Source organism: Paracoccus sp. S4493 (assembly GCF_000967735.1).
GTDB lineage: Bacteria > Pseudomonadota > Alphaproteobacteria > Rhodobacterales > Rhodobacteraceae > Paracoccus > Paracoccus marcusii.
This window is the reverse complement of sequence record NZ_JXYF01000052.1, coordinates 1-25624: the sequence shown is the minus strand read 5'-3', so window position 1 is coordinate 25624 and position 25624 is coordinate 1. Positions and strand designations below refer to the sequence as shown.

Annotated in this window: 21 protein-coding genes, 1 tRNA gene and 1 pseudogene; 10 read left to right on the top strand and 13 right to left on the bottom strand. The window is 69.4% G+C overall.

Features of this window, described 5'->3' with window-relative positions; translation table 11 throughout:
• Together exbD and exbB are read right to left on the bottom strand one after the other, a co-directional pair.
• Positions 1–452 (bottom strand): TonB system transport protein ExbD (gene exbD / locus TW83_RS09590; protein WP_045982549.1); only part of this gene is annotated, 452 nt, incomplete at its 3' end.
• Between the two features lie 3 nt (positions 453–455).
• A complete protein-coding gene (gene exbB / locus TW83_RS09585; protein ID WP_045982548.1) occupies positions 456–1499 on the bottom strand; it encodes a tonB-system energizer ExbB in 1044 nt (347 codons plus the stop codon).
• A gap of 158 nt (positions 1500–1657) precedes the next feature.
• On the opposite strand from exbB, the gene mobA reads away from it, so the two are divergent.
• Positions 1658–2266 carry a molybdenum cofactor guanylyltransferase MobA gene (mobA, locus tag TW83_RS09580; RefSeq protein ID WP_045982547.1) on the top strand — a complete coding sequence of 203 codons (609 nt, stop codon included), beginning with the start codon at positions 1658–1660 and terminating at the stop codon, positions 2264–2266.
• Positions 2253–3110 (top strand): hypothetical protein, encoded by an 858-nt coding sequence (locus TW83_RS09575; protein ID WP_157001482.1) that lies wholly within the window; start codon positions 2253–2255, stop codon positions 3108–3110. The genes mobA and TW83_RS09575 overlap by 14 nt, the downstream gene beginning before the upstream one ends.
• On the opposite strand, the gene TW83_RS09570 is transcribed toward TW83_RS09575, so the two are convergent.
• Positions 3107–4129 carry a substrate-binding domain-containing protein gene (locus TW83_RS09570; RefSeq protein ID WP_045982553.1) on the bottom strand — a complete coding sequence of 341 codons (1023 nt, stop codon included), beginning with the start codon at positions 4127–4129 and terminating at the stop codon, positions 3107–3109. The genes TW83_RS09575 and TW83_RS09570 overlap by 4 nt on opposite strands.
• A gap of 60 nt (positions 4130–4189) precedes the next feature.
• On the opposite strand from TW83_RS09570, the gene TW83_RS09565 reads away from it, so the two are divergent.
• Together TW83_RS09565 and TW83_RS09560 are read left to right on the top strand one after the other, a co-directional pair.
• Positions 4190–4996, top strand: coding sequence for a tryptophan-rich sensory protein (locus TW83_RS09565; protein WP_341872765.1), 807 nt, complete (start codon positions 4190–4192; stop codon positions 4994–4996).
• Positions 4997–5023: 27 nt separating this feature from the next.
• Positions 5024–5560, top strand: a complete 537-nt coding sequence (locus TW83_RS09560; protein ID WP_045982546.1) for a glutathione peroxidase — start codon at positions 5024–5026, stop codon at positions 5558–5560.
• Here TW83_RS09560 and TW83_RS09555 read toward each other — a convergent pair whose 3' ends face one another.
• Positions 5561–6229, bottom strand: a complete 669-nt coding sequence (locus TW83_RS09555) for an SDR family NAD(P)-dependent oxidoreductase (RefSeq protein WP_045982545.1) — start codon at positions 6227–6229, stop codon at positions 5561–5563.
• Positions 6226–7602, bottom strand: a complete 1377-nt coding sequence (locus TW83_RS09550; RefSeq protein WP_045982544.1) for a deoxyribodipyrimidine photo-lyase — start codon at positions 7600–7602, stop codon at positions 6226–6228. The genes TW83_RS09555 and TW83_RS09550 overlap by 4 nt, the downstream gene beginning before the upstream one ends.
• 148 nt (positions 7603–7750) lie before the next feature.
• Here TW83_RS09550 and cobA point away from each other — a divergent pair, with 148 nt between their 5' ends.
• Both cobA and TW83_RS09540 read left to right on the top strand, forming a co-directional pair.
• Positions 7751–8494, top strand: a complete 744-nt coding sequence (gene cobA / locus TW83_RS09545; protein ID WP_045982543.1) for a uroporphyrinogen-III C-methyltransferase — start codon at positions 7751–7753, stop codon at positions 8492–8494.
• Between the two features lie 133 nt (positions 8495–8627).
• Complete coding sequence (locus TW83_RS09540; protein ID WP_052714805.1) at positions 8628–12140, top strand: calcium-binding protein; 3513 nt, start codon at positions 8628–8630, stop codon at positions 12138–12140.
• Here the strand turns inward: TW83_RS09540 and queG are convergent.
• The 3 genes from queG to mtgA form a co-directional block, all read right to left on the bottom strand.
• Complete coding sequence (gene queG / locus TW83_RS09535; protein ID WP_045982542.1) at positions 12137–13150, bottom strand: tRNA epoxyqueuosine(34) reductase QueG; 1014 nt, start codon at positions 13148–13150, stop codon at positions 12137–12139. The two genes, TW83_RS09540 and queG, sit on opposite strands and share 4 nt — an antisense overlap.
• Positions 13151–13223: 73 nt before the next feature.
• Positions 13224–13910, bottom strand: a complete 687-nt coding sequence (locus tag TW83_RS09530) for a glutathione S-transferase family protein (RefSeq protein WP_045982541.1) — start codon at positions 13908–13910, stop codon at positions 13224–13226.
• A gap of 77 nt (positions 13911–13987) precedes the next feature.
• The gene (gene mtgA, locus TW83_RS09525; protein ID WP_071209479.1) at positions 13988–14707 is read right to left on the bottom strand and encodes a monofunctional biosynthetic peptidoglycan transglycosylase; all 720 of its coding nucleotides are present in this window, start codon (positions 14705–14707) and stop codon (positions 13988–13990) included.
• Here mtgA and TW83_RS09520 point away from each other — a divergent pair.
• The gene (locus TW83_RS09520; RefSeq protein ID WP_084697356.1) at positions 14699–15139 is read left to right on the top strand and encodes an MliC family protein; all 441 of its coding nucleotides are present in this window, start codon (positions 14699–14701) and stop codon (positions 15137–15139) included. The genes mtgA and TW83_RS09520 overlap by 9 nt on opposite strands.
• A gap of 37 nt (positions 15140–15176) precedes the next feature.
• Here TW83_RS09520 and gltB read toward each other — a convergent pair whose 3' ends face one another.
• From gltB to TW83_RS09495, 5 genes are all read right to left on the bottom strand, one after another.
• A complete protein-coding gene (gene gltB / locus TW83_RS09515) occupies positions 15177–19709 on the bottom strand; it encodes a glutamate synthase large subunit (RefSeq protein WP_162198035.1) in 4533 nt (1510 codons plus the stop codon).
• Positions 19710–19711: 2 nt separating this feature from the next.
• Positions 19712–20419 (bottom strand): hypothetical protein, encoded by a 708-nt coding sequence (locus TW83_RS09510; RefSeq protein WP_045982538.1) that lies wholly within the window; start codon positions 20417–20419, stop codon positions 19712–19714.
• 97 nt (positions 20420–20516) lie between these two features.
• The gene (locus TW83_RS09505) at positions 20517–22001 is read right to left on the bottom strand and encodes an NAD(P)-dependent oxidoreductase (protein WP_045982537.1); all 1485 of its coding nucleotides are present in this window, start codon (positions 21999–22001) and stop codon (positions 20517–20519) included.
• Positions 22002–22151: 150 nt separating this feature from the next.
• Entirely contained in the window at positions 22152–22958 is an 807-nt protein-coding gene (locus tag TW83_RS09500) for an undecaprenyl-diphosphate phosphatase (RefSeq protein WP_204245739.1), read from the bottom strand.
• The gene (locus TW83_RS09495; protein WP_045982535.1) at positions 22955–23938 is read right to left on the bottom strand and encodes a complex I NDUFA9 subunit family protein; all 984 of its coding nucleotides are present in this window, start codon (positions 23936–23938) and stop codon (positions 22955–22957) included. Before TW83_RS09495 ends, TW83_RS09500 begins: the two co-directional genes overlap by 4 nt.
• 197 nt (positions 23939–24135) lie before the next feature.
• Here TW83_RS09495 and TW83_RS09490 point away from each other — a divergent pair.
• The 3 genes and pseudogenes from TW83_RS09490 to TW83_RS09480 form a co-directional block, all read left to right on the top strand.
• Positions 24136–24220, top strand: a tRNA-Leu gene (locus TW83_RS09490).
• Positions 24221–24342: 122 nt separating this feature from the next.
• Positions 24343–25176 carry a BadF/BadG/BcrA/BcrD ATPase family protein gene (locus TW83_RS09485; RefSeq protein WP_045982534.1) on the top strand — a complete coding sequence of 278 codons (834 nt, stop codon included), beginning with the start codon at positions 24343–24345 and terminating at the stop codon, positions 25174–25176.
• Positions 25173–25624, top strand: a pseudogene (locus TW83_RS09480) (N-acetylglucosamine-6-phosphate deacetylase); the annotation flags it as partial. The gene TW83_RS09485 and the pseudogene TW83_RS09480, both read left to right, overlap by 4 nt.

Sequence of the window (25624 nt, the reverse complement as noted above, 5' to 3'; positions counted from 1 at the left end):
GCAGGCACGGCAGGCACGGCCGGGACCTCGGGCGGGGCCTGCACGGCGTCCAGCCCCACCAGGGCGATCTTCAGATAACCGGTGTCGCGCAGCGTGTTCATCACCCCCATCAGGTCGCCATAGGCCACCGCACGGTCTGCGCGCAGGAAGATGCGCTGTTCGCGGTCGCCGCCTGTCGCCGCGGTCAGGGCCGCGGCCAGCGCGCCGGGGGCCACGTCGTCATCGCCCACGGCCAGGCTCAGATCGGGCCTGACGCTGACATAGACGGGCTGCTCGGGGCGTTCGGCCTGGGTCGCGTTCGACACCGGCAGATCGACGTTCACGTCGACGGTCGCCAGGGGCGCGGCCACCATGAAGATGATCAGCAGCACCAGCATCACGTCGATGAAAGGCGTGACGTTGATCTCGTGGTTGTCGGCCAGGTCGTCGGTGTCGCGGATGCCTCCGGCCATGGCCTAGACCCCCGCCGCAGGGCCGCGGCCGCGAAAGTCCAGGTCGCGGCTGACCATCTGCTGGACCCCCGCCGCGGCATGGCCGAGACGCATCCGGTAGCCGGTGACGGCGCGGGCAAAGACGTTGTAGATCACCACGGCGGGGATCGCCGCGACCAGGCCGATGGCGGTGGCCAGCAGCGCCTCGGCGATGCCCGGCGCGACGACGGCCAGGTTGGTCGTCTGCGATTCGGAAATGCCGATGAAGCTGTTCATGATCCCCCAGACGGTGCCGAACAGACCCACGAAGGGCGCGGTCGACCCGATGGTGGCCAGCACCCCCGTACCCCGTGCCATGCGGCGACCGGCTGCGACCTCGATCCGGTCCAGCTGGGAGGCGACGCGCTCCTTGATGCCGTGATCGCCCGCCTGCGCCAGGGCCGGTTCGGACCGGCGGTATTCTTCGGCGGCAGAGCGGATCATGCGCGACACCGGATCGCGGCGGCGCCCGATCCCGGCCAAGGCGTCCGGCAGGGACGGCGCGGCCTGGATGCGCCGCGTGGCAGACGTGACCCGGCGCGAGGCGGCCCACAGCTCGATCAGCTTCACCAGAAGGATCGTCCAGGTGATGACCGACGCCACCGCCAGCCCGATCATGACCCCCTTCACGACCCAGTCCGCAGCCAGGAACATGCCCATCGGCGACAGATCATGCGGCAGGCCGGGGTCGCGTTCGGCCACGACCGGCACCGGTTGCGCCGCATCGGCAGGGTCAGCAGGTATCGCGGTCTGGCCCGGCGCGGCAGGCTGCGCGGGGGACGTGGCTTGCACGCCCGCCGCAGCGTCATCCGGGGTCGCGGCGTCGGGGACGGCCGCAGGCGCCGCGGCGTCGGGCGCAGCCGCCGGTGCGGCCCCGTCGGCGGCGGGTTGCGGGGCGGTAGGAACTGCAGCCTCTGGCTGGCCCTGGGTCGTCGGCACATCCTGGGCCAGGCCTGCACCGGCCAGCGTCGCGGCGACCAGAAATGCGGCAAGCCCCGCGCGAAGCGGCTGTCTGGGCAGATGGGTCATGGCGGTCCTTGCATCCAGTTGGTGTCGGGCAGGCGGGCGCGAAAGGGCGTTGGGCCTGCGGCGGTCCGGGGGGTTATCGGCCCACCAAGCAAAACTGTCAACTATTGGAAGCGCGGTGATGCCTTGTGCCGCCGATGCGGCGGGGCCACAGTCGCGCCATGACATCACCCCCCCGCATCCCCGCCCTGATCCTTGCCGGAGGCCGCGCGACCCGCATGGGCGGCGGTGACAAGCCCCTGATGGCGCTGGCCGGGCGGCCGATGCTGGCGCATGTGCTGGACCGCCTGCGCCCGCAGGCCGGGCCGCTGGCGCTGAACGCCAACGGCGATCCGGCGCGCTTTGCCCGGTTCGGTCTGCCCGTGCTGCCCGACAGCCTGCCTGACCGCCCCGGGCCGTTGGCGGGGGTGCTGGTGGCGATGGATTGGGCGCGGGACCTGGGGGCCGCGCATGTGCTGACCGTGCCGGGCGATTCGCCCTTCCTGCCACCGGACCTGGTGGCGCGGCTGTGGGCGGCGCGGGGGCCCATGGGGCTTGCGCTGGCGGCGGGCGATGATCCGCAGGGGCCGCGCGAACATCCGACCTTCGGGCTGTGGCCCGTGGCGCTGCGCGACGATCTGGCCGCGACGCTGGCCGCAGACCAGCGCCGCGTCCGCCGCTTTGCCGAACGCCATCAGCCGGGGCGTGCGGTCTGGCCGGACGCGGTCTTTGCCAACATCAACACCCCCGCCGACCTGGCCCGGGCCGAGGCGCGTCTTGCCGCGTTTTGACCGGATCGTGGTCCTGGACTGGTCGGCGGCGGGACGCCCGACACGAGGGGCCGATTCGATCTGGATCGGCGACGACCGCGGCCTGCTGGCCAACCCGCCGACCCGGATGGAGGCCCACCACCTGCTGCAGGGATTGGCCGAACCGGGAACGCGGCTGCTGATCGGGGCGGATTTCGCGTTCGGCCATCCGTCGGGGCTGGCGCGCCAGATCACCGGGCGGGCCGATGCGCTGGCGCTGTGGGACCATCTGGACGCGCAGCACAGCGACGACGCGCGCAACTGCAGTAACTATCGTGACGTGGCGGCGGGGCTGAACCGGGCGCTGGATTCCCCGGTCTTCTGGGGCGACGGACGACGGCTGCCCACGCCGGACCTGCCGCGGCTGAGGCCCCCGCCCCATCCCGACCTGAAACCGCACCGCGTGACGGAAACCCCGGCCCCCGGAGGCCCGCGCCCGAAATCGCCCTTTCAGCTGGCCGGCGCGGGTGCGGTCGGTGCGCAGAGCCTGACGGGTATCCCCTGGCTGAACCGCCTGCGCCAGCGGGCGGGCACGGCGGTCTGGCCGTTCCAGCCATGGCAGGACGCGGAACTGGTGCTGGCCGAGGTCTATCCCTTGATGCTGGGGCGGCTGGATGTTGCGGGCTGGCCCTGCCTGGATGCGGCGCAGGTGGGGCTGCTGGCCCGCACGTTGCGTGCGCTGGACGACCGCGACGCGCTGGTGCCGATGCTGGCCCCCGACCCCCGCATCGCCGATCTAGCGGCCGAGGGGCAGATCCTGGGGTTCGGCCATGACGCGGCCCTGCGCGCGGCGATGCCCCGGACGGGCGACGGGCCGGTGCCCTAGGCCGGCGGCGCGGTGGACCGGCCGACGACCAGTTCGGCCTCCAGCAGCTCCTGCACCGGATCACCGGGACCGCCAGTGATCCGGTCGATCAGCAGCGCCGCACAGCGCGCCCCCGCCACCCGCACCGGCGACCGCATGGCGCTGAACACCGGCACCGCATCGCGGTTCGCGTAATAGGACAGGTCGTCATCAAAGGTCAGCACCGACACGTCGCGACCCAGGACCAGCCCCCGCTCTTCGATCGCCTGGCGCACGCCGGTTGCGATCATCGTGGCCGCGCACAGGAACGCGGTCGGCGCCTCGGGGCCCGCCAGCAGGGTGCGGGCCTGGGCATAGCCATAGGCGGCCGTCATCTCTCCGGTGGTCATCAGCGCGGACCGCGGCGCATGGCCCGCATCGCGCAGCGCGCGCAGGTATCCGTCGCGGCGGCGGCGCGCGAAATCCAGCCGTTCGTCCCCGTTCAGCAGCGCGATGCGCAGATGACCAAGCTGCAGCAGGAACCCCGTCCCGCGTTCAAAGGCCCGCAGGTTGTTCACGTCCACCCAGCTGTAGGGACCGTCATGCCCGGTCACCCGCCCATGCACGACATATGGCAGTCCAATCCGGTCCAGCAGCGCGGGGCGCGGGTCGTCATGGCGCGGAAACTGCACGATCACGCCGCCGATCAGCCCCTTGGACGACAGCGCGCGATAGGCGTCGGGCTGATCCTCCTCGGGGACGACGGTCAGGTTGATCTCGAACCGGCGACGGGCGCATTCCTCGCCGACCCCGGCCAGGAAATCGGCATAGATCGGGTTCACGATCTCGTTCCGGCCGCCGATGGGGATCACGCAGCCGATGGTGCTGGCATGGCCCATCGCCAGAAAGCGCGCATGGGCATTGGGCTGATAGCCGTGCTGGCGGGCGGCGGCGACAAGGCGGGCGCGGGTCGCCTCGTTCACCTCGGGGTGGCCGTTCAGGGCACGGCTGACCGTGGTCGCGGACATGCCCACCAGCTTGGCGAAATCCTTGAGCTTCATCGTCTGCACGGGCCATCGGGCTGCGGCGCGGTGTCGCGCCGGGATGCGGGGGCCCTATCCATGGCGCGAACGCGCGCCCATGGCAACCGCCGCGCCACCCTGCACGTTGACAAACGCGCACAACGCGCCAACCTGCACCCCGCGCCCCAGCAGAAAGCCCTGCCCATGCCGAACCGCACCCTTGCCCTTCTGGTCCTGCTGGCGGCGGTGGCCTTTGCCGTCTCTCCGCTGCTGTTCCCGGGCTTTGCGGGCTACGATCCCGACCGCTTTCCGATTCCCCAGCCGGACCCGCCGATCCAGCCTGCGGGCTGGGCCTTCTCGATCTGGGGCCTGATCTATCTGTGGCTGATCGCCGGCGCCGCCTTCGGACTGTGGCGCCGTGCCGACGACGAGGGCTGGCTGCCGCTGCGGGCGCCGCTGCTGGTCAGCCTGGTCGTCGGGTTCTTCTGGTTGCCGGTGGCGCAGCGCCTGCCGGGGCTGGCCACGCTGATGATCATTGCGATGCTGGTCAGTGCCATCGTCGCGATGATCTGGGCCGGTCGCCGCGACCGCTGGCTGGAGGGGCGGCCCATCGCGCTTTACGCGGGCTGGTTGACGGCGGCGTCGGGCGTGTCGGTTGGGATCTGGCTGGGCGGCCACGGCTGGCTGTCGGCCCAGACCGCCGCGATCCTGTGCCTGATCGCGGTCAGCGCGCTGGCACTGGCGGTCCAGTCGCTGCGCCCGCGCGAATGGGCCTATTCCGCGGCCGTGATCTGGGCGCTGGCCGGGATCGTCGTCGCCAACTGGGGCGCCGGAAACTGGCCCGTGATCCTGATCGCGACCCTTGGCGCCGCCGCGCTGGCGGGTCGCCTTGCCACCGCCCGATGAGTTGACCCGCACCCAAGGAGAAAGCCCATGAGACGCCGCCTTTTCCTGTCCCTTGCCACCGCCCTGCCCGCCCTGGGCCTGACCCGCGCGCGGGCAGAGGACGTGCCGCATTTCACCTTTCCGTCCGTTGACGGGGGCAGCTATGACACCGCCCACTGGCGCGGCAGCCCGGTGCTAATCGTGAACACCGCGTCCATGTGCGGGTTCGCGGGCCAGTTGGCCGACATGCAGGCGCTGCACGACGCCTATGCCCCGCGCGGGCTGGTGGTGCTGGCCGTGCCGTCGGACGATTTCAACCAGGAACTGGCCAGCGGCGCCGAGGCCAAGGAATATTGCGAGCTGCAATATGGCCTGACCCTGCCGATGACCGACATCCTGCACGTGGCCAAGGGGGACGTGCACCCGTTCTATGCCTGGGCGCGGGCGCAGACGGGATTCGTGCCGCAGTGGAACTTCAACAAGGTGCTGCTGGACCCGCAGGGCCGCATCGCGGGCACCTGGGGGTCGTTCGTCAAGCCGGGCGGGCGTCAGATCATGGGCGCCGCGTCGCCCTATCTGACCTGATCACCACGGCACCCGCGCGCCCTTCCAGTCCCAGAAGCTGCCGGTATCGTCGGTCGTCAGCCCGTCGATCACCGCCAGCAACGCCTCGGCGCTGCGGTCGGGGGTGATGGTCGGATAGCGGGAGGCGTATTTCGCGGTCAGCGGCGTCTCGACCGTGCCCGGATGCAGCGCGACCAGGATCGCGTGACGGTTCCGGCGGCGGTATTCGATGGATGCGGTGCGGATGATCTGGTTCTGCGCCGCCTTGGCCGCGCGATAGCCGATCCAGCCGCCCAGGTCGTTATCGCCGATCGAGCCCACACGCGCCGACAGCGACGCGAGCACCGCCCGCCGGTCCCGCGCCAGCAGCGGACCAAAGGCCTGGATCGCCAGCGCGACCCCGGTGGCGTTCAGCGCGAACTGTCGTGCCATGGCGTCCGCATCGACCGCGTCCAGCGACTTTTCCGGCTGGTGCCCGTCGATGACCAGCGCGCCCGTCGTGTTCACGATCAGGTCAAAGGACTGCCCCGCCAGCCGCCCGGCGTGTTCCGTGACCGTGTCGGGCCGCGTCAGGTCCATCCCGTCGGCGGATCGCGACAGGCCCGTGACCTGCGCCCCCTGCGCCTCCAGCCGCGCGGACAGCGCCCGCCCGATGCCGCCCGTCGCCCCCAGGATCAGCGCGCGCGTCACGATTTCACCTCCTCATAGGCCGTCAGGGCGCGGGCACGGCCCTCGGCCAGCGAGATCCGCGGCATGGCGCGTTTCGTCAGGTCAAGGTCCCAGACCCGCGGAATGGCCGCCGCGAATTCCCGGGCGCCGGGCGCGTCGGGGCGCATCCAGTGGTCCTGGTACTGGCTCTTGCCGTCGAACTTCTCGGCCTGTGTCTCCGGATTGAAGATCCGGAAATAGGGCGAGGCATCCGGCCCGCAGCCCGCCACCCATTGCCAGTTCATGGCGTTCGACGCAGCGTCCCAATCGGCCAGGCAATGTTCGAACCACGCAAGCCCCACGCGCCAGTCGGTCAGCAGATGTTTCGTCAGATAGCTGGCGGTGATCATCCGCACGCGGTTGTGCATCCGCCCCGTGACGTACAGCTCTCTCATCCCGGCATCGACGATGGGCACGCCGGTGCGGCCCCGCCGCCAGGCCTCGGCGTCGTCATTGTCGGCGCGCCAGGGAAAGTCGTTCCACTCCTTGCGCCAGCAGCTGCGGTCCATGTCGGGCGTCTCGAACATCAGCTCGCGCGCGAACTCGCGCCAGCAGACCTCGGACAGGAACGGCTCGATCCCCGGAATGCCCTGCTCGAACTCTCCGCGGCAGCGCGACCAGATGCGCCGGGCGCTGATCTCTCCGACGGCCAACGCATCGGACAGGCCCGACGTGGCCTGGGGACGCCAGGGATGGTTGCGGTCCTGCTTGTAGCCCGCGACGTCGCCCGACATGAACTCCTCCAGCCGGGCATGGGCCTCCTCCTCTCCGGCGCGGACATGGGCGGCCATGACATCCCAGCCCCGTTCCATCGCGGCGCGGGCCTCGGGCCAGTCGGTGCCGTCGCTGTCGGGCCAGGCATCGGGTGCGGACAGCGACGGTGGCGCCAGGGGCGGCGCGATGTCCACCTGTCGCACCGCCTTCCAGAACGGAGAGAAGACCTTGTAGACCCCGCCCGACCCGGTCAGTACCGACCCCCGAGGCACCAGGTCGGCCAGGTCGTGCAGATGCAGCCGCGCCCCGCCGCGTTCGACCACCTCTGCCAGCCCGTCGTCTGAGGCGAAGGGAAACCCCACCGTGGTGTGCACCGCATCAGCCCCGGTTTCCTGCAGGACCTGTTCCAGCACCTTGGCCGGATCGCCCCGCCGCACGATCAGCCGGCTGCCGATCTTGCGCAGCGCGCGGTCCAGCGGCGCCAGCGCCATCGCCTGGCGCTGCGCGCTGGCGGGCCGGTCGCTTGCCTCGCGCGGGTCCAGGATCACCAGCGGGATCACCGCGCCCGCGGCGGCGGCCGCGACCAGCGCCGGGTGGTCGTCCAGCCGCAGAACCCGCCTGAACCAACAGATGACCGTCATCGCATTCTCCCTTGATGCCCGGATGATCACGCGCCAGCGGCGATATGGTTTCATCGCCCGTGCCGCGTGCAAAGAAAACGCGCGGCATTGTCACACCGGGCCGGGGTGGTATAGCTGAAACCCCGCCCGCCCATAAGGCCCACAGCCCTTGTCCGATCCCAGCTTTCCCCCCGGCTTCGTCTCGCTTGTCTCGGCGGGTCCGGGCGATCCCGACCTGCTGACGCTGAAGGCCGCGCGCAGGCTGGCCCATGCCGACGTGGTGCTGTTCGACGACCTGGCATCCGGGCCGGTACTGGACCATGCGGGCCCGCAGGCCGACCTGATCGCCGTGGGCAAGCGGGCGGGCCGCCCGTCGGCGAAACAGGACGCGGTGAACGCGCTGATCGTGCAGCATGCGCAGGCAGGGCGCCGCGTCGTGCGCCTGAAGTCGGGCGACAGCGGCATCTTCGGCCGGCTGGAGGAGGAGCTGGTGGCCCTGACCGCCGCCGGCATTCCCTGGGAGATCGTGCCCGGCGTCACCTCGGCCAGTGCCGCGGCGGCGGCGATGGGCATGCCGCTGACCCGGCGCCTGACCGCGCGGCGGGTCCAGTTCGTGACCGGTGCCGACATCACCGGGCAGCTGCCCAGCGACATCAACTGGGCCGCGCTGGCCGACCCGCTGACCACGACCGTGGTGTTCATGGGCCAGCGCAGCTTTCCCAAGATGGCACAGGGGCTGATCGACCACGGCCTGCCCCCCGACACCCCCGCCCTGCTGGCCGAGGCCGTTGGCCATCCCGGCCAGCGTCTGCTGCCTGGAACGGTGGCGTCGCTGGCCGATCTTCTGTCGCGCGACGGGCCGGCCAGCCAGCCGGGGCTGATCCTCTATGGGCCGCTGGCGCTGCCCGCCTGAGGGTTCCCGCCCCGGCGCGGGCCTTTGCCTAAAATGCACGTCAAGCAAGACTGGCCAGGCGGCGCGGTTAAGACCATCTTAACACCTGCCCCCTGTTCCCGGCGCCGATGGCCGGACAACCCGCAGTATTACCATGATCGTGTATCGCCACGTGACGACCTTTGGCGTCACGGAACAACGCTGGCTGTCCAATCTGACCGACCTCGAAATCGTCGAGGCCGACGGCCGCCTGCTGCTGGTGGCGGCGAACCAGGTCCGGGGCGGGATCAGCACCTATGCGATCAGCGACCCCGCGGCCCCCATCACCATGCTGCGCACCCGCCCCTATCTGGCCGACTTCACCTATCAGGGACCGCCGCAGATCACCGCGATCCACATGGGTGGCGACACGCTGATCCATGTGGGCCAGATGGGCGGGGCCAGCAACCTGGGCGTGACGCTGCGCGGCGACATCGGGGCGATGTCGACCTTTGGCTGGCTGTTCGGCACCAGCCTGGGTCCGCAGGTGACGGCCCTGGGCCAGGTGGACACGGGCCAGGCGCAGGTGCTGTATTCGGCGCAGGGCGGCGGGCTGACGCTGACCACCCACCGGATGGGCGCGGACGGCGCGCTGGTCCGGGCAGGCCAGGCCACCATCGCCACCCCGGCGGGCACGACCGACGCGAACCTGGACAAGATCACCGATGTCAGCGTGGACGGGCAGCGGATCCTGATCTCGATCTCGGGGAACGGGAACTTCATCGCGACGCATCTGGTGTCGGCGTCGGGCGCGCTGACGCCGGGCATGGTGCACGGGGCGGACCGCGGCACCGGCTATGACGTGCCATCCGACGTGGACGCGGTGCAGTTCGGCGGCCGCACCTATGTGGTGATGGCGGCGACGGGGTCCGGGACGCTGACCGTGTTCCGCCTGACCGCCGACGGGCGGCTGACCACCGTCGACCATGTCCTGGACGAGGGGACGACCCGGTTCCAGAACGCCACCGCGCTGGAGACCGTGGTCCTGGGCGGGCGGGCCTTCGTCTTTGCGGGCGGGGCCGATGACGGGATCAGCGTGTTCACCATGCTGCCCGACGGGCGGCTGCTGCACCTGACCACCATCATCGACACCGACGCGATGACCCTGGCCGATGTCACCGACATCGAGGCGCGGGTGATCGACGGCCGCATCCTGCTGTTCGTCGGTTCCGGGACCGAGACGGGCGTGACGCAACTGGTCTTCGAGCCCGGCCCGATCGGGGCCACGGCCACGGCGGGGGCGGGCACCGCGCGTGGCGGCACCGGGGGCGACCTGCTGGTCGCCGGCGCCGCCACCACCCGGATCGAGGGGGGCGACGGCAACGACATCCTGGTTGCGGGCGCGGGCCCGGTGACCCTGGTGGGCGGCGCGGGGGCCGACATCTTCGTGCCGTCGCGGGTGACCGGGCGGATCACCATCCTGGACTATGACCCCGCGGTGGACCGGCTGGACATGTCGATGCTGGGCAACATCCGCAGTGTCTGGCAACTGCGCTTCATCCCCACGGCGAACGGGGTGATGATCATCTATGGCGACACCATCCTGGACATCACCACCCGCACCGGGCGCGGCCTGACCGCGGCCGATTTCTCGAACGCGCTGTTCCCGGTGGGCCACTATCTGGCGCCCGAGACCGACCCCGTGGTGACGCCCCCCGTCCCGCCCCCCTCGACCGAGGCGCTGTGGATCTTCGGTACGGCGGATGCCAATCACCTGATCGGCGGGGCCCGGCGCGAACAGATCATGGCCGGGGCGGGCAACGACACCGTCTCCGGCGGCGCGGGCGACGACACCTTGCGCGGAGAGGCGGGCAACGACTATCTGCGCGGCGGCGACGGCCATGACAGCCTGCATGGCGGCCCGGGCCGCGACACGCTGTTCGGGGATGCGGGCGACGACCTGCTGCACGGCGACGATGACGACGACCTGCTCTATGGCGGCGACGGAACGGACACGCTGCATGGCGATTCGGGCAACGACACGCTGTATGGCGGGGTGGGCAACGATCGGCTGTCGGGGGGGGACGGCAACGACGTGCTGTCCGGAGAGGCGGGCAACGACTGGCTGGAGGATCTGTCCGGCAACAACCGCCTTCTGGGCGGGGACGGTGATGACACGCTGATCGCCGGGGCCGGGATCGACTACCTGGACGGCGGCGCAGGCCATGACAGCCTGCAGGCGGGCGACGGGCGCGACACGCTTCTGGGCGGGGATGGCGACGATCGGCTGTTCGGCGATGGCGGCGATGACCTGCTGATCGGCGGGGCGGGCAACGACCACCTGGAGGGGGGCGACGGCACAGACCGCCTGTCAGGCGGCACCGGCCGCGACACCCTGCTGGGCGGGGTCGGCGACGATGTCCTGGAGGGAAACGAGGATGACGACCAGCTCGACGGCGGCGAGGGCAACGACACGCTGTTCGGCGGGACGGGGGGCGACCGCCTGCTTGGCGGTGCCGGGCATGACGTGCTGTGGGGCGGTGACGGCAACGACATGCTGTGGGGCGGCGATGACCAGGACACGTTGTGGGGCGGCTGGGGCTGGGACACGCTGTACGGCGATAGCGGCAACGACGTCCTGAACGGCGAGGGCGGCAATGACATGCTGTTCGGCGGCACGGGCGACGACCGCCTGTTCGGCGGATCCGGCAACGACCGCCTGTTCGGAGAGGACGGCAACGACCTGTTGATCTCGATGGTCGGATGGAACGTGCTGGACGGCGGCACGGGCAATGACACGCTGACCGCGGGGATCGGGCGCGACCGCCTGATCGGCGGTGTTGGCAATGACGTCCTGCAGGGCGGAGCGGGCGACGACACGCTCGATGGCGGGGCGGGCAACGACCGCATGAACGGCGGCCCCGGGCATGACCGCATGTTCGGCGGCACGGGGTTCGACCTGCTGATGGGGGGCGGCGGCAACAACGTCATGTCCGGCGGCATGGGCAACGACACCCTGCTGGGCGGCGGCGGCAACGACTGGATGAACGGCGATCTGGGCAATGACATCCTTCGCGGCGGGGCCGGCAACGACCGCATGTCCGGCGGCGCGGGGGCGGACCGCCTGTTCGGAGAGGCCGGCAACGACCGCATGTTCGGGGATGCCGGCGACGACGTCATGGATGGCGGCATCGGGGCGGACTGGCTGGTCGGCGGGCTGGGCAACGACCGCCTGAACGGCGGCTGGCACAACGACACGCTGGACGGGGGCGCGGGCAATGACTGGCTGTCCGGGGGCCCGGGCAACGACCTGCTGCGCGGCGGGCCGGGGTCGGACCGGATGCTGGGCGGGCCGGGCAACGACGTGCTGGTCGGCGGGACGGGCAATGATGTGATGCAGGGCGGCGCGGGGCGCGACACGTTCCGGTTCTTCGGCGCGATGGACAGCCCGCGCCGTGCCCCCGACCTGATCACCGATTTCCGGACGGGCGAGGATCTGCTGGACCTGCGCGCGATGAACCTGGCCTATGCCGGGTCGGGCGGGCATCAGGGCCTGCGATCCCTGCGGTGGGAGCATGTGGGCCAGCAGACGCACCTGCTGATCGACGTGAACGGTGACCGACAGGCCGACATGCTGATCCGGCTGGACGGTCGGCTGTCGCTGGACGGCGACGACTTCCTGCTCTAGCGCGCCAGCCGCGCCGCGGCCCAGGACGCGGCCTCGGCCACGACCGGATCGGCGTCCCCGGTCAGCCCCCGCGCCACGGGTGCCAGCGCGGCGTCGCCGGAATTGCCGATGGCGTACAGCACGTTCCGGACAAAGCGGTCGCGCCCGATCCGCTTGATCGGCGACCCCGAAAACCGCGCCCGGAACGCCGCGTCGTCCAGTCCCGCCAGCTCCGCCAGCGGCGGCGCATCGATGATCCCCCGATAGCGCATCTCGGAGCCTGCCTGCGCGAACTTGTTCCACGGACAGACCGCCAGGCAATCGTCGCAGCCATAGATCCGGTTACCCATCAGCGCCCGCAGGTCGGGGTCCACCGGCCCCTTGTGCTCGATCGTCAGGTAGGAGATGCAGCGCCGCGCATCCAGCTGATAGGGCGCAGGAAAGGCCCCGGTCGGACAGACGTCCAGACAGGCGCGACAGGAGCCGCAATGACTGACCTGCGGCGCGTCCGGTGGCAGCGGCATGGTCGTGAAGATCGCGCCCAGAAAGAACCAGCTGCCCAGATCGCGCGACAAAAGGTTGGTGTGCTTGCCTTGCCAGCCCAGGCCCGCGGCCTGCGCCAGGGGCTTTTCCATCACCGGCGCGGTGTCGACAAAGACCTTGATCTGGTGCCCCGACTCGGGCGCCGTCTCCAGCAGCCAGCGCCCCAACCGCTTCAGCCGCTTCTTGACCAGGTCGTGATAATCGCGCCCCTGCGCATAGACGCTGACAGCGGCGCGGTCGCGCTGATCCAGCACCGCCAGCGGATCGCCCTCGGGGGTGTACAGCTCGGCCAGCATCACCACCGACCGGGCCTCGGGCCACAGCGCCGCCGGATCGCCGCGCCAGCCCATGCGTTCGGCCATCCAGCCCATCTGCCCGTGCCGCCCTTGGGTCACGAAATCCGCCAGCCGACCGGCCAGGTCCGGCACGCCGTCCGGCCGCATGACGCCCATCGCGGCAAATCCCACTGCGCGCGCCTCGGCCTGCATCCGGGCCTTCTGCTTTGCCCAAATACCCCGGGGGGGATCGCCGTCAGGCGATGGGGGGCTGGCCCCCCCGCCCTCAGCCGAAGTCAAGCTCGGCATAATGCGGCGCAGGATGGATGCCCGGCACCTGGTCAGCCAGGACCGACCGGAACGCGGGGCGGGACTTGATGGTCGCATACCAGTCGCGCAGACCCTCGGACCGGTCCCAGTCCACGTCCGAGATGTAATCCAGGCACGAGAAATGCGCGGCCGCCGTGAAATCCGCCAGGCTCAGCGTGTTGCCCGCCAGCCAGCGCCGCGTCTCCAGCAGGGAAGACAGATAGTCGATGTGGTCCTTGACCGCGCGCAGCCCGTCCTTGACCACGCGGCTGTCGGGATACCCGGACCGGGTGATCTTCTTCCAGACGCGCTCGTTCAGGATGGGCTGGGTGACCTCGGTGTGGAACTTGTCGTCGAACCAGGCACACAGGCGGCGCACCTCGTGACGCTCCAGTGGGGTCTGCGGCATTAACGACGGGGCGGGCACCGCCTCGTCCAGGTATTCGATGATCGCCTGGCTTTCCGCCAGCAGGTTGCCGCGATAGCGCAGCACCGGCAGCTTGCCCGCCGGGTTGCGGCGCTTCAGATCGGGTGATCCCTCCCAGTACCGCTCCTCGACCAGTTCGACCTCGATCTTCTTCTCGGCCAGAACCAGCCGCACCTTGCGGCAGAACGGGGACAGGGCGGTGTGGTACAGTCGCGTGGTCTGCGTGTTGGTGTTCATGGCTGCTCGAGACCTTCTTCTTATTGTCGCAACGCCCCGTTGATACGCCCCGACCCCGCCGCTTTCAACCGCAGCCCTCAGAAGCGGGCGGCCCGCCCGTCCCGCGCGATCGTCTCCGCCCCGTCCAGGATGGCCCGCGACCGCGCCGACGGCCCCGACGGGCTGCGCTGGCGCGGGTTGGGCAGGACGGCGGCCAGGCGCGCGGCCTGCACCGGGGTCAGCCGGTCGGGGGTGGTGCCGAAATGGTCGCGCGCCGCGGCATGGATGCCGAAAATGCCCGGCCCGAATTCGGCCAGGTTAAGATAGACTTCAAGGATGCGGGCCTTGGACCACAAGGCCTCGATCTGCGGCGTCAGGATCGTTTCGGCGGCCTTGCGCGGCCAGCTGCGCGTCTGCCACAGGAACGCGTTCTTGGCGGTCTGCTGGGTGATCGTGGACGCCCCCCGCGACGACCCCGACGCGACCACCTTGCGGATCTCGACCATGTCGAAACCCCAGTGACTGCAGAAATTCGCGTCCTCGGCCGCGACCACCGCGCGGCGCATCACGGGGGCGATGTCCGCCAGCCGCGTCCATTCGCGCGGGGTCAGCGGGTGCTGGCGCGCGGCGCCGACCATCGTCCAGGTATGCGGCGGGTTCACGACGCCATAGATCGCCACCGACCCCAGCATCACCAGCACCGCCCTCAGCGCCAGAAAGCGCAGCCAGAACATCGGCCTGCCGCGCCTGCGGGCGGATCGGGCCGGTTCGGTCTTGGGGGGGTGGGCGCGGCGCAGGATCATGCCCGCATGTCTCATGGTGCGGCGCTTTGCGTCAAGCGCGCCTTGCCAGCCGCGCGGCCCCGCGCCACGCTGCCCGCGAACAACCGCCCCGAGGATGCCATGACCCGACATGCCGCGCCGATCCTGCCCCTGCTGCTGGCCCTTGCCGCCCCCGCGCTGGCACAGCCGATGCTGTCCCTGCCGCTGGCGCCCGATGCCACCATGACCAGCGTCACGCATGATTGCGACGACGGGCGTCAGGTGGCGGTGACCTATGTGACGTCGGGGGACGATGCCTTGGCGCTGGTCACGCTGGAGGACGGCCCGCGGATCTTCGTCAACGTGATCGCGGCATCGGGCGCGCGCTATGTCTCCGGGGCGCTGGAATGGTGGACCAAGGGCGACCAAGTGACGTTCACCGACGCCATGTCGGACGCGGACCCCGTCACCTGCACCGCCCGGCCCTGAAACGCAGCGCGGCCCCGCAAGGGGGCCGCGCCGGATGTCATTCCGCGGGAACCGCGCGGGTCTGGTCCACCGCCTCGATGGGGTGGGACAGGTGCTGCAGCATCTCCTTGGGGCAGACCTGCAGGAAGTTGCCCTTCTCGCGGTCCCAGTTCGACAGGATCTCGTCGGCGCGACGCGATCCGGTCTCCTTGAGGTGCCGTTCGATCAGGCCCTTCAGCTGATCCTCCCAGTGGTCCTGGGTCACCGCGCACATCACCAGCGTTTCCGGGTTGATGTAGTCGCGCGCCAGCCCCTCGGGGTCGTACAGATAGGCCATCCCCCCGGTCATGCCCGCACCGAAGTTCGCGCCGATCCGGCCCAGAATGACGGCCACGCCGCCGGTCATGTATTCGCAGCCGTTCGACCCGCAGCCCTCGATCACCACGCTTGCACCGCTGTTGCGAACCGCAAAGCGTTCGCCCGCCCGGCCCGCCGCGAACAGATGCCCGTTCGTCGCGCCATAGAGGACCGTGTTGCCGATGATCGTGTTGTCGGCCGCGACCAGCGGGCTGGCCATCGGCGGCCGCACCACGATGGTGCCGCCCGACAGACCCTTGCCGACATAGTCGTTGGCATCGCCCGAGACCTCGATCTTCAGCCCCGGGGCCGCGAAGGCGCCAAGCGACTGCCCGGCGCTGCCGGTCAGGCGGATCGTCAGGTGGTCGGGCTGCAGGTTGTTGCGCATTCCGAACTTCTGCACGATCAGCGACGACGTGCGCGTCCCGATGGTGCGGTGGGTGTTGCGGACCGCATAGGACAGCTGCATCTTCTCGCCGTCCTCGAAGAAACGGGCGGCGTCCTTGACGATTTCCGCATCCAGCGTGTCCAGCACGGCGTTCCGCGGCTTGGTGCGGTCATAGACGATCTTGTCCGCGCCATCGACGGTGATCAGCAGCGGGTTAAGGTCAAGATCGTCCAGGTTCGCCGCACCACGGCTGACCTGGGTCAGCAGATCGGCCCGCCCGATGATCTCGTCGATCGAGCGCGCCCCGATGGATGCCAGGATCTCGCGCACCTCCTGGGCATAGAAGGTGATCAGGTTCACCACCTTGTCCGCCGACCCCGTGAACATGGCGCGCAGCTTCTCGTCCTGGGTGCAGACGCCCACCGGGCAGGTGTTCGACTGGCACTGGCGGACCATGATGCAACCCATCGCGATCAGCGCGGCGGTGCCGATGCCGTATTCCTCGGCGCCCATCATCGCCGCCATGACGATGTCGCGGCCCGTGCGCAGACCGCCATCGGTGCGCAGCGTCACCCGCTCGCGCAGGCGGTTCATGGCCAGGACCTGATGCGCCTCGGTCAGGCCCATCTCCCAGGGCAGACCCGCGAACTTGATGGACGTGGCGGGCGAAGCCCCCGTGCCGCCGTTATGGCCCGAAATCAGGATCACGTCGGCCTTGGCCTTGGCCACGCCCGCCGCGATCGTACCCACGCCCGACGAAGCCACCAGCTTGACGGTGATCTTGGCGCGCGGGTTGATCTGCTTGAGGTCATAGATCAGCTGCGCCAGATCCTCGATGCTATAGATATCATGGTGCGGCGGCGGGCTGATCAGCGTCACGCCCGGCGTCGAGTGACGCAGACGCGCGATCAGCTTGGTGACCTTCATGCCGGGCAGCTGGCCGCCCTCGCCGGGCTTGGCACCCTGGGCTACCTTGATCTCCAGTTCCTCGCAGGCGTTCAGGTATTCGGCGGTGACACCGAAGCGGCCTGAGGCGACCTGCTTGATCTTGGCGCAGGGGTTGTCGCCGTTGGGCAGCGGGTGGCTGTGCGCCGGGTCCTCTCCGCCCTCGCCCGAATCGGACTTTGCGCCGATCCGGTTCATCGCGATGTTCAGCGTCATATGCGCCTCGGGCGACAGCGCCCCTAGCGACATGCCCGGCGTCACGAAGCGCTTGCGGATCGAGGTGATCGATTCGACCTCCTCGATCGGCACCGGCTTGCCGAAGGGCTTGATGTCCAAGAGATCGCGGATGTGGATCGGCGGGTTGGTCCGCATCGTGGCGCTGAACTGCTTCCAGATGTCATAGGACGCCTTTTCGCAGGCCACCTGCAGCAGCTTCATGGTGTTGGCTTCCCAGGCGTGCTTTTCGCCCGTCCGCCGCAGCTTGTAGAAGCCGCCGACCGGCAGCATGTCCACGTTGTCGGTGCGGAAGGCGACCCGGTGCAGCGCCTCCAGCTTGGCCTGCAGCCCGTGCAGGCCGATGCCCGAGATCCGCGACTGCATGCCGGGGAAATATTCGGCGACCATGGCGCGCGACAGGCCCACCGCCTCGAAGTTCAGACCGCCGCGATAGGACGACAGGACCGAGATGCCCATCTTGGCCATGATCTTCAGCAGGCCCGCGTCGATGGCCGTGCGATAACGGCGCATGTTCTCGACCAAGGTCCCGGTCAGCAGCCCGCGCGCGATCCGGTCGTCGATCGAATCCTGCGCCAGATAGGGGTTCACCGTCGTCGCCCCGCAGCCGATCAGCACCGCAAAGTAATGCGGGTCGATGCATTCCGCCGACCGCACGTTGACCGAACAAAAGGTCCGCAGGCCCTTGCGGGTCAGCCAGGAATGCACCGCGCTGGTCGCCAGGATCATCGGCATCGCGACCCGGCCAGGGCCCTGCGCGTCATCCGACAGCACCAGATGGCCCGCGCCCGACCGCACGGCATCCTCGGCCTCGGCGCGGATGCGTGCCAGACCCTCGCCCAGTGCGTCCGGCCCGGCACCTTCGGCAAAGGTGCAGTCGATGACGGTGACGGTGTCGCCGAACATCTTGACCATCTCATCGTATTCGCCATTGGCGATGAACGGGCTCTCCAGCACCACGATCTCGGTCTGGGCACTGCTTTCGTCCAGCACGTTCTTGAGGTTGCCGAAGCGCGTCTTCAGCGACATCACCCGCGTCTCGCGCAAGGAGTCGATGGGCGGGTTCGTCACCTGGCTGAAGTTCTGGCGGAAGAAATGGCTCATCGGGCGGTACTGGTTCGACAGGACCGCGGGGGGCGTGTCGTCGCCCATCGACGCGATGGATTCCTTGGCGTCCTCGGCCATCGGGGCCAGGACATGCTCCAGATCCTCATGGGTGAACCCGGCCGCGCTCTGCCGGCGGCGCAGGGCGTCGCCCTGGTACCGCACGACCTCGGGCAGGTCGCGCATGATGTCGTTCAGCTCGGTGACCTTCTCGATCCACTCGCCAAAAGGCTGGCTGCCGGCCAGGCGGTCCTTGATCTCGGTGTCGTGGTACAGCTTGCCGTCCCACATATCGACCGCGATCATCTGCCCCGGTCCCAACGCGCCCTTCTCGCGCACGCCGGTCTCGTCCACCGGCACCATACCGACCTCGGAGCCCGCGATCAGCAGGTTGTCGCCCGTCACGACATAGCGCATCGGCCGCAGCCCGTTGCGGTCCAGGCCGCCGCAGACCCAACGCCCGTCGGTCATGGCCAGCGCCGCGGGGCCGTCCCACGGCTCCATCACCGCGTTGCAATAGGCGTACATGTCCGCCCAGGCCTTGGGCATGTCGGTCGTGGCCTTGGACCAGCTTTCCGGAACCAGCATCGTCTTGGTCATCGGCGCGGACCGCCCGGACCGCACCAGAACCTCGAACACCGCATCCAGCGCCGCCGAATCCGACGACCCGGCCGGCACGATCGGCTTGATGTCCTCGGCCGCGTCGCCGAAGGCCGACGATGCCATGCGGATCTCGTGGCTGCGCAGCCAGTTCAGGTTGCCCTTCAGCGTGTTGATCTCGCCGTTATGGGCCAGCATGCGGAAAGGCTGGGCCAGCCACCATTGCGGGAAGGTGTTGGTTGAATAACGCTGGTGATAGATCGCAAAGGCCGATTCAAAGCGCTCGTCCTTCAGGTCGGGATAGAATTCGGCGACCTGCTCGGCCAGCATCATGCCCTTGTAGATGATCGACCGGCAGGACAGCGAACAGAAATACAGCTCGCGCACCTGCGCCGCGATGGCGGCCTTCTCGATGCGGCGGCGGATGATGTACAGCTCGCGCTCGAAGCGGACCTGGTCGATGTCCTTCTCGCAGCGGATCAGGATCTGCTCGATCTCGGGGCGGGTGGCGTTCGCCTTCTCGCCCAGCACGGCGGTGTTCACCGGCACATGGCGCCAGCCATAGATATAGTGCCCCATCCGCAGGACCTCGGATTCCACGATGGTCCGGCAGGCCTCCTGGGCGGCAAAGTTCGTGCGCGGCAGGAACACCTGGCCGACCGCGATCAGCTTGTTCTGATCGGGTTCGTGGCCCGTGCGGCGCACCTGGTCATAGAAGAACGGCACCGGGATCTGGACGTGGATGCCCGCGCCGTCGCCGGTCTTGCCGTCCGCATCCACCGCGCCGCGATGCCAGATGGCCTTCAGCGCGTCGATGCCGTTCTGCACGACGCGGCGGCTGGCCTTGCCGTCCAGATCGACCACGAAGCCCACGCCGCAGGACGAATGCTCGTCCTCCTCGCGGTACAGGCTGTTCTGGTCCATCCATGCGCGGCGGGCTTCTTCCTGTGCTTGCCAGTCCATGGTCATGATGCGGCCCTTTCCTGCGGGATCTGCGTCAGCAACTGATCGCAGTCGAATTGTGGGGTTGTGGAACCGAACCCGGCCTCGCCGGGAAAGGTGAACAGCACGGGGCTGTCGTCGGTCTCGGTCTTGGCGCCGGTCCAGTCGCTGCCGGTCTCGGTCCCGCCATAGAAGCGGTTGAACTCGCGGCTGATGTACTGGCTGCCCTCGCGGGTGATCAGAACCTCGCCGCCGGCGTCGCGGGTGGTCAGCCGGAAGCGGGTCCGTTCCAGTGCCTGGCCATCGATCGTGACGGTCTCTCCGGTCAGGGTGTCGGCGCCCTGGTGGTGCAGGCGCTGGCCGTCATCGGTCTGGGTCCAGAAGTCGAAATCATCGCGCCCCGTGGCCAGCAGCTCGCTGAAGCTGGCATGGTCCTCGGCCTCCTTGACCAGCCGGTCGATCAGGCCGGACGACATGCTCTGGCTCTCGATCCAGCGCGTCTCGGCGTCGATGGTGGACAGGTGGTACAGCCCCTCGCGCCCGAAATGGGCGCTGTGCTGATAGCCTTGGGGATCGGCACTGCAGGTATAGTACTGGCTGACGGTGCAGCTGCGGTTCTGCACCGTGACGTTCAGCGTGCAGCCCGCGGGCGGCGTGAAGCTGGCCGCCCCCGCCTGCCCCGCCGCCAGCATCCCGCCCGCCAGCACCAGAAGCGTCAACAGGCCCGACATGATCCCGACAGCGGGGACGGCCCGCGCCGCCGCTGCTCCATGCCGCCGTCCGCACGCTGCACGCCCCGTGTCATGGTGGTGCGCCATCGCCATGCCCCTATTCGGCGGCGATGCGGGCATCGCCCGTCAGGAAGGTCGCGATCGCGTCCGCGGCCTCGCGCCCGTCCCGGATCGCCCAGACGACCAGGCTGGCGCCGCGCACGATGTCGCCCACCGCGAACACGCCCGGGATCGAGGTCTGGTGCGTCTGGAAGTTCGCCTTGATGGTGCCCCACCGCGTGACCTCCAGCCCGTCCACGCCCCACAGCTTGGGCAGGTCCTCGGGTTCGAATCCCAGGGCCTTGATGACCAGGTCGGCGGGTTCGTCGTAATCGGCGCCCTCGATCAGCTCGGGCGACTGGCGGCCGGTAACGTCGGGCTGACCCAGGCGCATCTTCTGGATGCGCACCGAGGCGATCTGCGGCAGACCGTCAACGTCACGCTCCTGCGCCTCGGCGGCGATGCCGGTCACGTGGCCCGCAAAGGCGCCGGGGGCCGACAGCCAGACGAACTCGACGCCCTCCTCCTCGGCATTCTGCACCTCGCGCTGGCTCCCCGGCATGTTGGCGCGGTCGCGCCGGTACAGGCACTTGACCGACTGCGCGCCCTGGCGGATGGCCGTGCGCACGCAATCCATGGCCGTGTCGCCGCCGCCGATGACGACAACGCGCTTGCCCTTGGCGTTCAGCTCTCCGTCGTCGAAATCGGGAACATCGTCGCCGAACTCGACCTTGTTCGAGGCGGTCAGATAGTCGATCGCGCGGACGATCCCGCCGTGATCGGCGTTGTCCAGGTCCAGGTCGCGGGTCTTGTAGACGCCCGTGGCGATCAGCACCGCGTCGTGCTTGCCGCGGATCGCGTCAAAGCTGATGTCCTCGCCCACGTTGCAGTTCAGCACGAACTCGACGCCGCTGTCCGCCAGCAGCTGGTTGCGGCGCATCACCACGTCCTTCTCCAGCTTGAAGCCGGGGATGCCATAGGTCATCAGCCCGCCCGCGCGGTCATAGCGGTCATAGATCGTGACCTGGAACCCCTGCTTGCGCAGCATGTCCGCCGCGGCCAGGCCGCCCGGCCCGGCCCCGATGATGCCGACCGATTCGGCACGCTCCTGCGCGGGCTTGAAGGGCTGGACCCAGCCGTTGTCCCAGGCGGTGTCGGTGATGTACTTCTCGACCGCGCCGATGGTGACGGTGCCGTGGCCCGACTGCTCGATCACGCAGTTGCCCTCGCACAGGCGGTCCTGGGGACAGATGCGGCCGCAGATCTCGGGGAAGGTGTTGGTGGCCTGGCTGACGCGATAGGCCTCCTCCAGGCGACCCTCGGCGGTCAGACGCAGCCAGTCGGGGATGTTGTTGTGCAACGGGCAATGCGACTGGCAATAGGGCACGCCGCACTGGCTGCAGCGGCTGGATTGTTCGGCGGCCTTGGCTGCGGCGAATTCGCGATAGATCTCGTGGAAATCCTCGCTGCGGTCGGCAGCGGCGCGTTTTTCGGGCATCTCGCGCGGGGTCGAGACGAATGTCAGCATCTTCTGCGTGGCCATGGCTGCGCTACCTTCCCTGAAAGGACTTCGGCAACCGCAATAAACCAAGGCTTTTGCGATGAAAAGTCAGCAGTATTGACCTAATCGCCACTTTTTCGGTGCGCGGGCCAAGTTTTTGTCCGCGCACCCGTGATATTAGGTCAGCATTGCTTACATACTAAGTGCAAGTGCCAGCAACGCAAGGCTTCCGACGATGATGCGCCACCATGCGAACAGCCCGTATCCGTGCTGGGATACATAACCAAGCAACCAGCGTACCACCACGACGGCGGCCAGAAAGGCGGTGATGAAGCCCACGGCGATGTCGTTGATCGCGCCCGCATCCAGCGCCGCGCGATTCTGCCACAGGTCCAAGCTGAAGGCGCCCAGCATCGTGGGCATCGCCAGGAAGAACGAGAATTCGGCGGCCGACCGCTTGTCCGCGCCCATCAGCAGGGCACCGACGATGGTGGCCCCCGACCGCGACACGCCGGGGATCATGGCAAGGCACTGGAACAGGCCAATGCGGAACGCCATCGACAAAGGAATGTCCTCGGCCCTGGTATAGCGGGGGGTGGCGGCGCGGCGGTCGACCCACAGCAGGACGAAGCCGCCCAGGATCAGCATGACCGCGACCAGCATCGGCGTCTCGAACAGCACCGTCTTGATGAAGCCGTGCGCCATCGCGCCGATCACCGCCGCCGGGGCGAAGGCCAGCAGGACCGCGCCGATGAACCGCCGGGCGACCGGGTCGTGGGGCGCGTCGCGCACCACCTGCACCAGCCGGGCAGCGTAAAGGCCCAGGATCGCCAGCAGGGCGCCCAGCTGGATCAGCACCTCGAAGGACCGGGCGGGCGAATCGAAGCCCAGGAAATGACCGGCCAGCAGCAGGTGGCCCGTCGACGACACCGGAATGAACTCGGTCAGGCCCTCGAGAACCCCGAGGGCGGCGGCGACGATCGTGTTGTGGTCCATCAGTGCTCGCGCAGGTTCTTGGCCGACCGCTTGATCGAATCGTACTGGCCCGACGGGCGGAAGCGCACCAGATAGTCGTCCAGGACGGACCCGGCCGCCGTGGGCACGATGCCCAGATCCGCGAAACCGCGGGCACCGGGCGTGACGACGTTGTCCTTGCGCAGCAGGGCCAGCTGGTCGCGGCTCAGCGGGCTGGTGAACAGGCCGCCGGTGACCGCCTGCGCCACGCCCATCGCGGCCGATGCCAGTCGCGCGATCGGGAACGGCAGGTTCACCACCGCGCGGCGGCGGTGGACGGCGGACAGCACCTGCCCCACGATCTGGCGCGTGGTCAGGATCTCGGGACCGCCCAGCTCATAGATGCCGGGGGCGGCGGCGCCGGTGGCGCCCATCACCGCCGCGCGGGCGACGTCGCCCACGAAGACCGGCTGCATCCGGGTGTTGCCGCCCACGATGGGCATCACCGGCCCCATCCGCGACATGCCCGCAAAGCGGTTGTAGAAATTGTCGTCGGCACCGAAGATCACCGACGGGCGCAGCACGACCGCATCGGGACGCGCGGCCAGCACCGCGGCCTCGCCCCGCGATTTCGATGCGATGTACGTGCTGTCCGATTCGGGATCGATCCCCAGGCCCGAGATATGGACCAGCCGCGCGACGCCCATCTCCGCCGACAGGCGGGCGATGTTGTCGGCGCCGGTCTCGAACACGGTCTTGAAGGTGCTCTTGCCCTGCGCGTTCAGGATGTTGACGCAGTTGATCGCGGCATCCGCCCCGGTCAGGGCAGCCCGGACGGAGTTTTCGTCGCGGATGTTGCACATCACGGGGACGACCTGCCCGACCGCGCCATAGGTGCGGGTGAACAGCGCCTCGTCGGGGCGGCGGACGGCTATGCGGACGCGCCAGCCCTCCTTGGCCATCAGCCGGGCCACCTGCCTGCCGACAAAGCCCGATCCGCCAAAGATCGTGACCAGTTTCGCCATGGGCGTCTCGCCTCCCTCTGATAGGCCGAATGTCGCGTGATCCTTACCCCCGACGCGCGTTCCGGGCAAGGCTGCGCAGGGTCGCGGGCAGCTTCGCGCACCGCCTTGGCAGGTCTTGGCAAAAAACTGTCGAAAAACTTTCACGACCCCCATTGACGCCCCCCCGCACTCGCTTTAATCAGCCGCTCATACCACCTGCCCAGGTGGCGGAATTGGTAGACGCGCACGGTTCAGGTCCGTGTGCCGCAAGGTGTGGAGGTTCGAGTCCTCTCCTGGGCACCAAAAACAAAACCCCCGAAAACCTCGTGTTTTCGGGGGTTTTGCTTGTCCGGCGGAACGATCCGACCTTGGGGCTTTTCATTTCCGCGCCGGTCGCGTTCCCTCTGGCGAAACATGGGGACGTGATGAGCTTGTATCTGGGGATCGACGGGGGTGGCACGGGCTGCCGGGCGGCCATTGCCGATGCGGCAGGCCGCGTGCTGGGCCGCGGTCAGGGCGGGCCGGCAAACATCAATTCCGATCCATTCGGCGCGGTGACCAGCGTGGTGGCCGCGGCGACGGCGGCGATGGCTCAGGCCGGGGCCTCGCCCGCGGACCTGACCGCGGTGCTGGGCCTGGCCGGGGGCGGCATGCAGGACGCGGCCCGCGCGATGCAGGCGCGCCTGCCCTTCGCGCGCAGCCTGGTGGTGAACGATGCCGTCACCGCCGCGCGTGGCGCGCTTGGCGCGGATGACGGCATCCTGGTCGCGGTCGGCACCGGGTCGGTGCTGGCGGTCCAGCGCGGCGGCCAGCTGCGCCAGATCGGGGGGCGCGGCTTTCTGATGGGGGACGAGGGCAGCGGTGCCGTCCTGGGCCGCACCCTGCTGGCGCGGGCGATGCGGGCGGGCGACGGGCTGGTCCCGGACACGCCCCTGCTGTCCGCGCTGCGCGACGAATTCGGCGGGATCGAGGGGATCATCGCCTTCGGCACCGGCGCCGCGCCCGCGCGCTTTGCGGAACTGGCCCCGCGCCTGGTCGCCTCGGACGATCCCGCGGCCCGTGCGATTCTGGACCAGGCGGTGGCCCAGATCGGCGACGCGGTGCGCGTGCTGCAACATGGCGACCGCCTCCAGGTGGTCTGCACCGGCGGGCTGGGCCCCTTCTATGCCGCGGCGCTGGCGGCGGACTGGCCCGTCGTTCCCGCCCGCGGCACCGGCGTGGACGGTGCGCTGGACATGGCACGGGCCTGGGCGCCATGACCCTGCAGACCTTTGCCGCCACCACCCTGTTCGACGGCGCGCAGCTGCTGGACGACATGGCGGTGATCCTGCGCGACAGGGTGATCGAGGCCATCGTGCCGCGCCCGGCAGGCGTGGTTCCGATGCCCGGCATCCTGGCCCCCGGTTTCGTCGACCTTCAGGTGAACGGCGGCGCCGGGCTGATGGTCGGCGCAGGAACCGACGCCGCAGCCTTGGCACGCATCTGCGCGGTGCATCGTGATCTGGGCTGCGCGGGCATCCTGCCGACGCTGATCACCGACGGACCCGAGGTCACGGCGGGCGTGCTGGCCGCCGGGATCGCCGCCGCCCGCGTCGACACGCCGGGCTTTCTGGGCCTGCACCTGGAGGGGCCGCATCTGGACCCGCGCCGCGCCGGGGCGCATGACGCAGCCCTGATCCGCCCGATGACCGATGCCGACATGGCCGC

What these genes read in the sequence shown, in the direction of transcription:
- exbB (WP_045982548.1), bottom strand. Translation starts at nt 1,499, where the DNA reads ATGACCCATCTGCCCAGACAGCCGCTTCGCGCGGGGCTTGCCGCATTT.
- mobA (WP_045982547.1), top strand. Translation starts at nt 1,658, where the DNA reads ATGACATCACCCCCCCGCATCCCCGCCCTGATCCTTGCCGGAGGCCGC.
- TW83_RS09570 (WP_045982553.1), bottom strand. Translation starts at nt 4,129, where the DNA reads ATGAAGCTCAAGGATTTCGCCAAGCTGGTGGGCATGTCCGCGACCACG.
- TW83_RS09565 (WP_341872765.1), top strand. Translation starts at nt 4,190, where the DNA reads ATGGCGCGAACGCGCGCCCATGGCAACCGCCGCGCCACCCTGCACGTT.
- TW83_RS09560 (WP_045982546.1), top strand. Translation starts at nt 5,024, where the DNA reads ATGAGACGCCGCCTTTTCCTGTCCCTTGCCACCGCCCTGCCCGCCCTG.
- TW83_RS09550 (WP_045982544.1), bottom strand. Translation starts at nt 7,602, where the DNA reads ATGACGGTCATCTGTTGGTTCAGGCGGGTTCTGCGGCTGGACGACCAC.
- TW83_RS09540 (WP_052714805.1), top strand. Translation starts at nt 8,628, where the DNA reads ATGATCGTGTATCGCCACGTGACGACCTTTGGCGTCACGGAACAACGC.
- queG (WP_045982542.1), bottom strand. Translation starts at nt 13,150, where the DNA reads ATGCAGGCCGAGGCGCGCGCAGTGGGATTTGCCGCGATGGGCGTCATG.
- TW83_RS09530 (WP_045982541.1), bottom strand. Translation starts at nt 13,910, where the DNA reads ATGAACACCAACACGCAGACCACGCGACTGTACCACACCGCCCTGTCC.
- TW83_RS09520 (WP_084697356.1), top strand. Translation starts at nt 14,699, where the DNA reads ATGTCTCATGGTGCGGCGCTTTGCGTCAAGCGCGCCTTGCCAGCCGCG.
- mtgA (WP_071209479.1), bottom strand. Translation starts at nt 14,707, where the DNA reads ATGAGACATGCGGGCATGATCCTGCGCCGCGCCCACCCCCCCAAGACC.
- gltB (WP_162198035.1), bottom strand. Translation starts at nt 19,709, where the DNA reads ATGGACTGGCAAGCACAGGAAGAAGCCCGCCGCGCATGGATGGACCAG.
- TW83_RS09510 (WP_045982538.1), bottom strand. Translation starts at nt 20,419, where the DNA reads ATGTCGGGCCTGTTGACGCTTCTGGTGCTGGCGGGCGGGATGCTGGCG.
- TW83_RS09505 (WP_045982537.1), bottom strand. Translation starts at nt 22,001, where the DNA reads ATGGCCACGCAGAAGATGCTGACATTCGTCTCGACCCCGCGCGAGATG.
- TW83_RS09495 (WP_045982535.1), bottom strand. Translation starts at nt 23,938, where the DNA reads ATGGCGAAACTGGTCACGATCTTTGGCGGATCGGGCTTTGTCGGCAGG.
- TW83_RS09485 (WP_045982534.1), top strand. Translation starts at nt 24,343, where the DNA reads ATGAGCTTGTATCTGGGGATCGACGGGGGTGGCACGGGCTGCCGGGCG.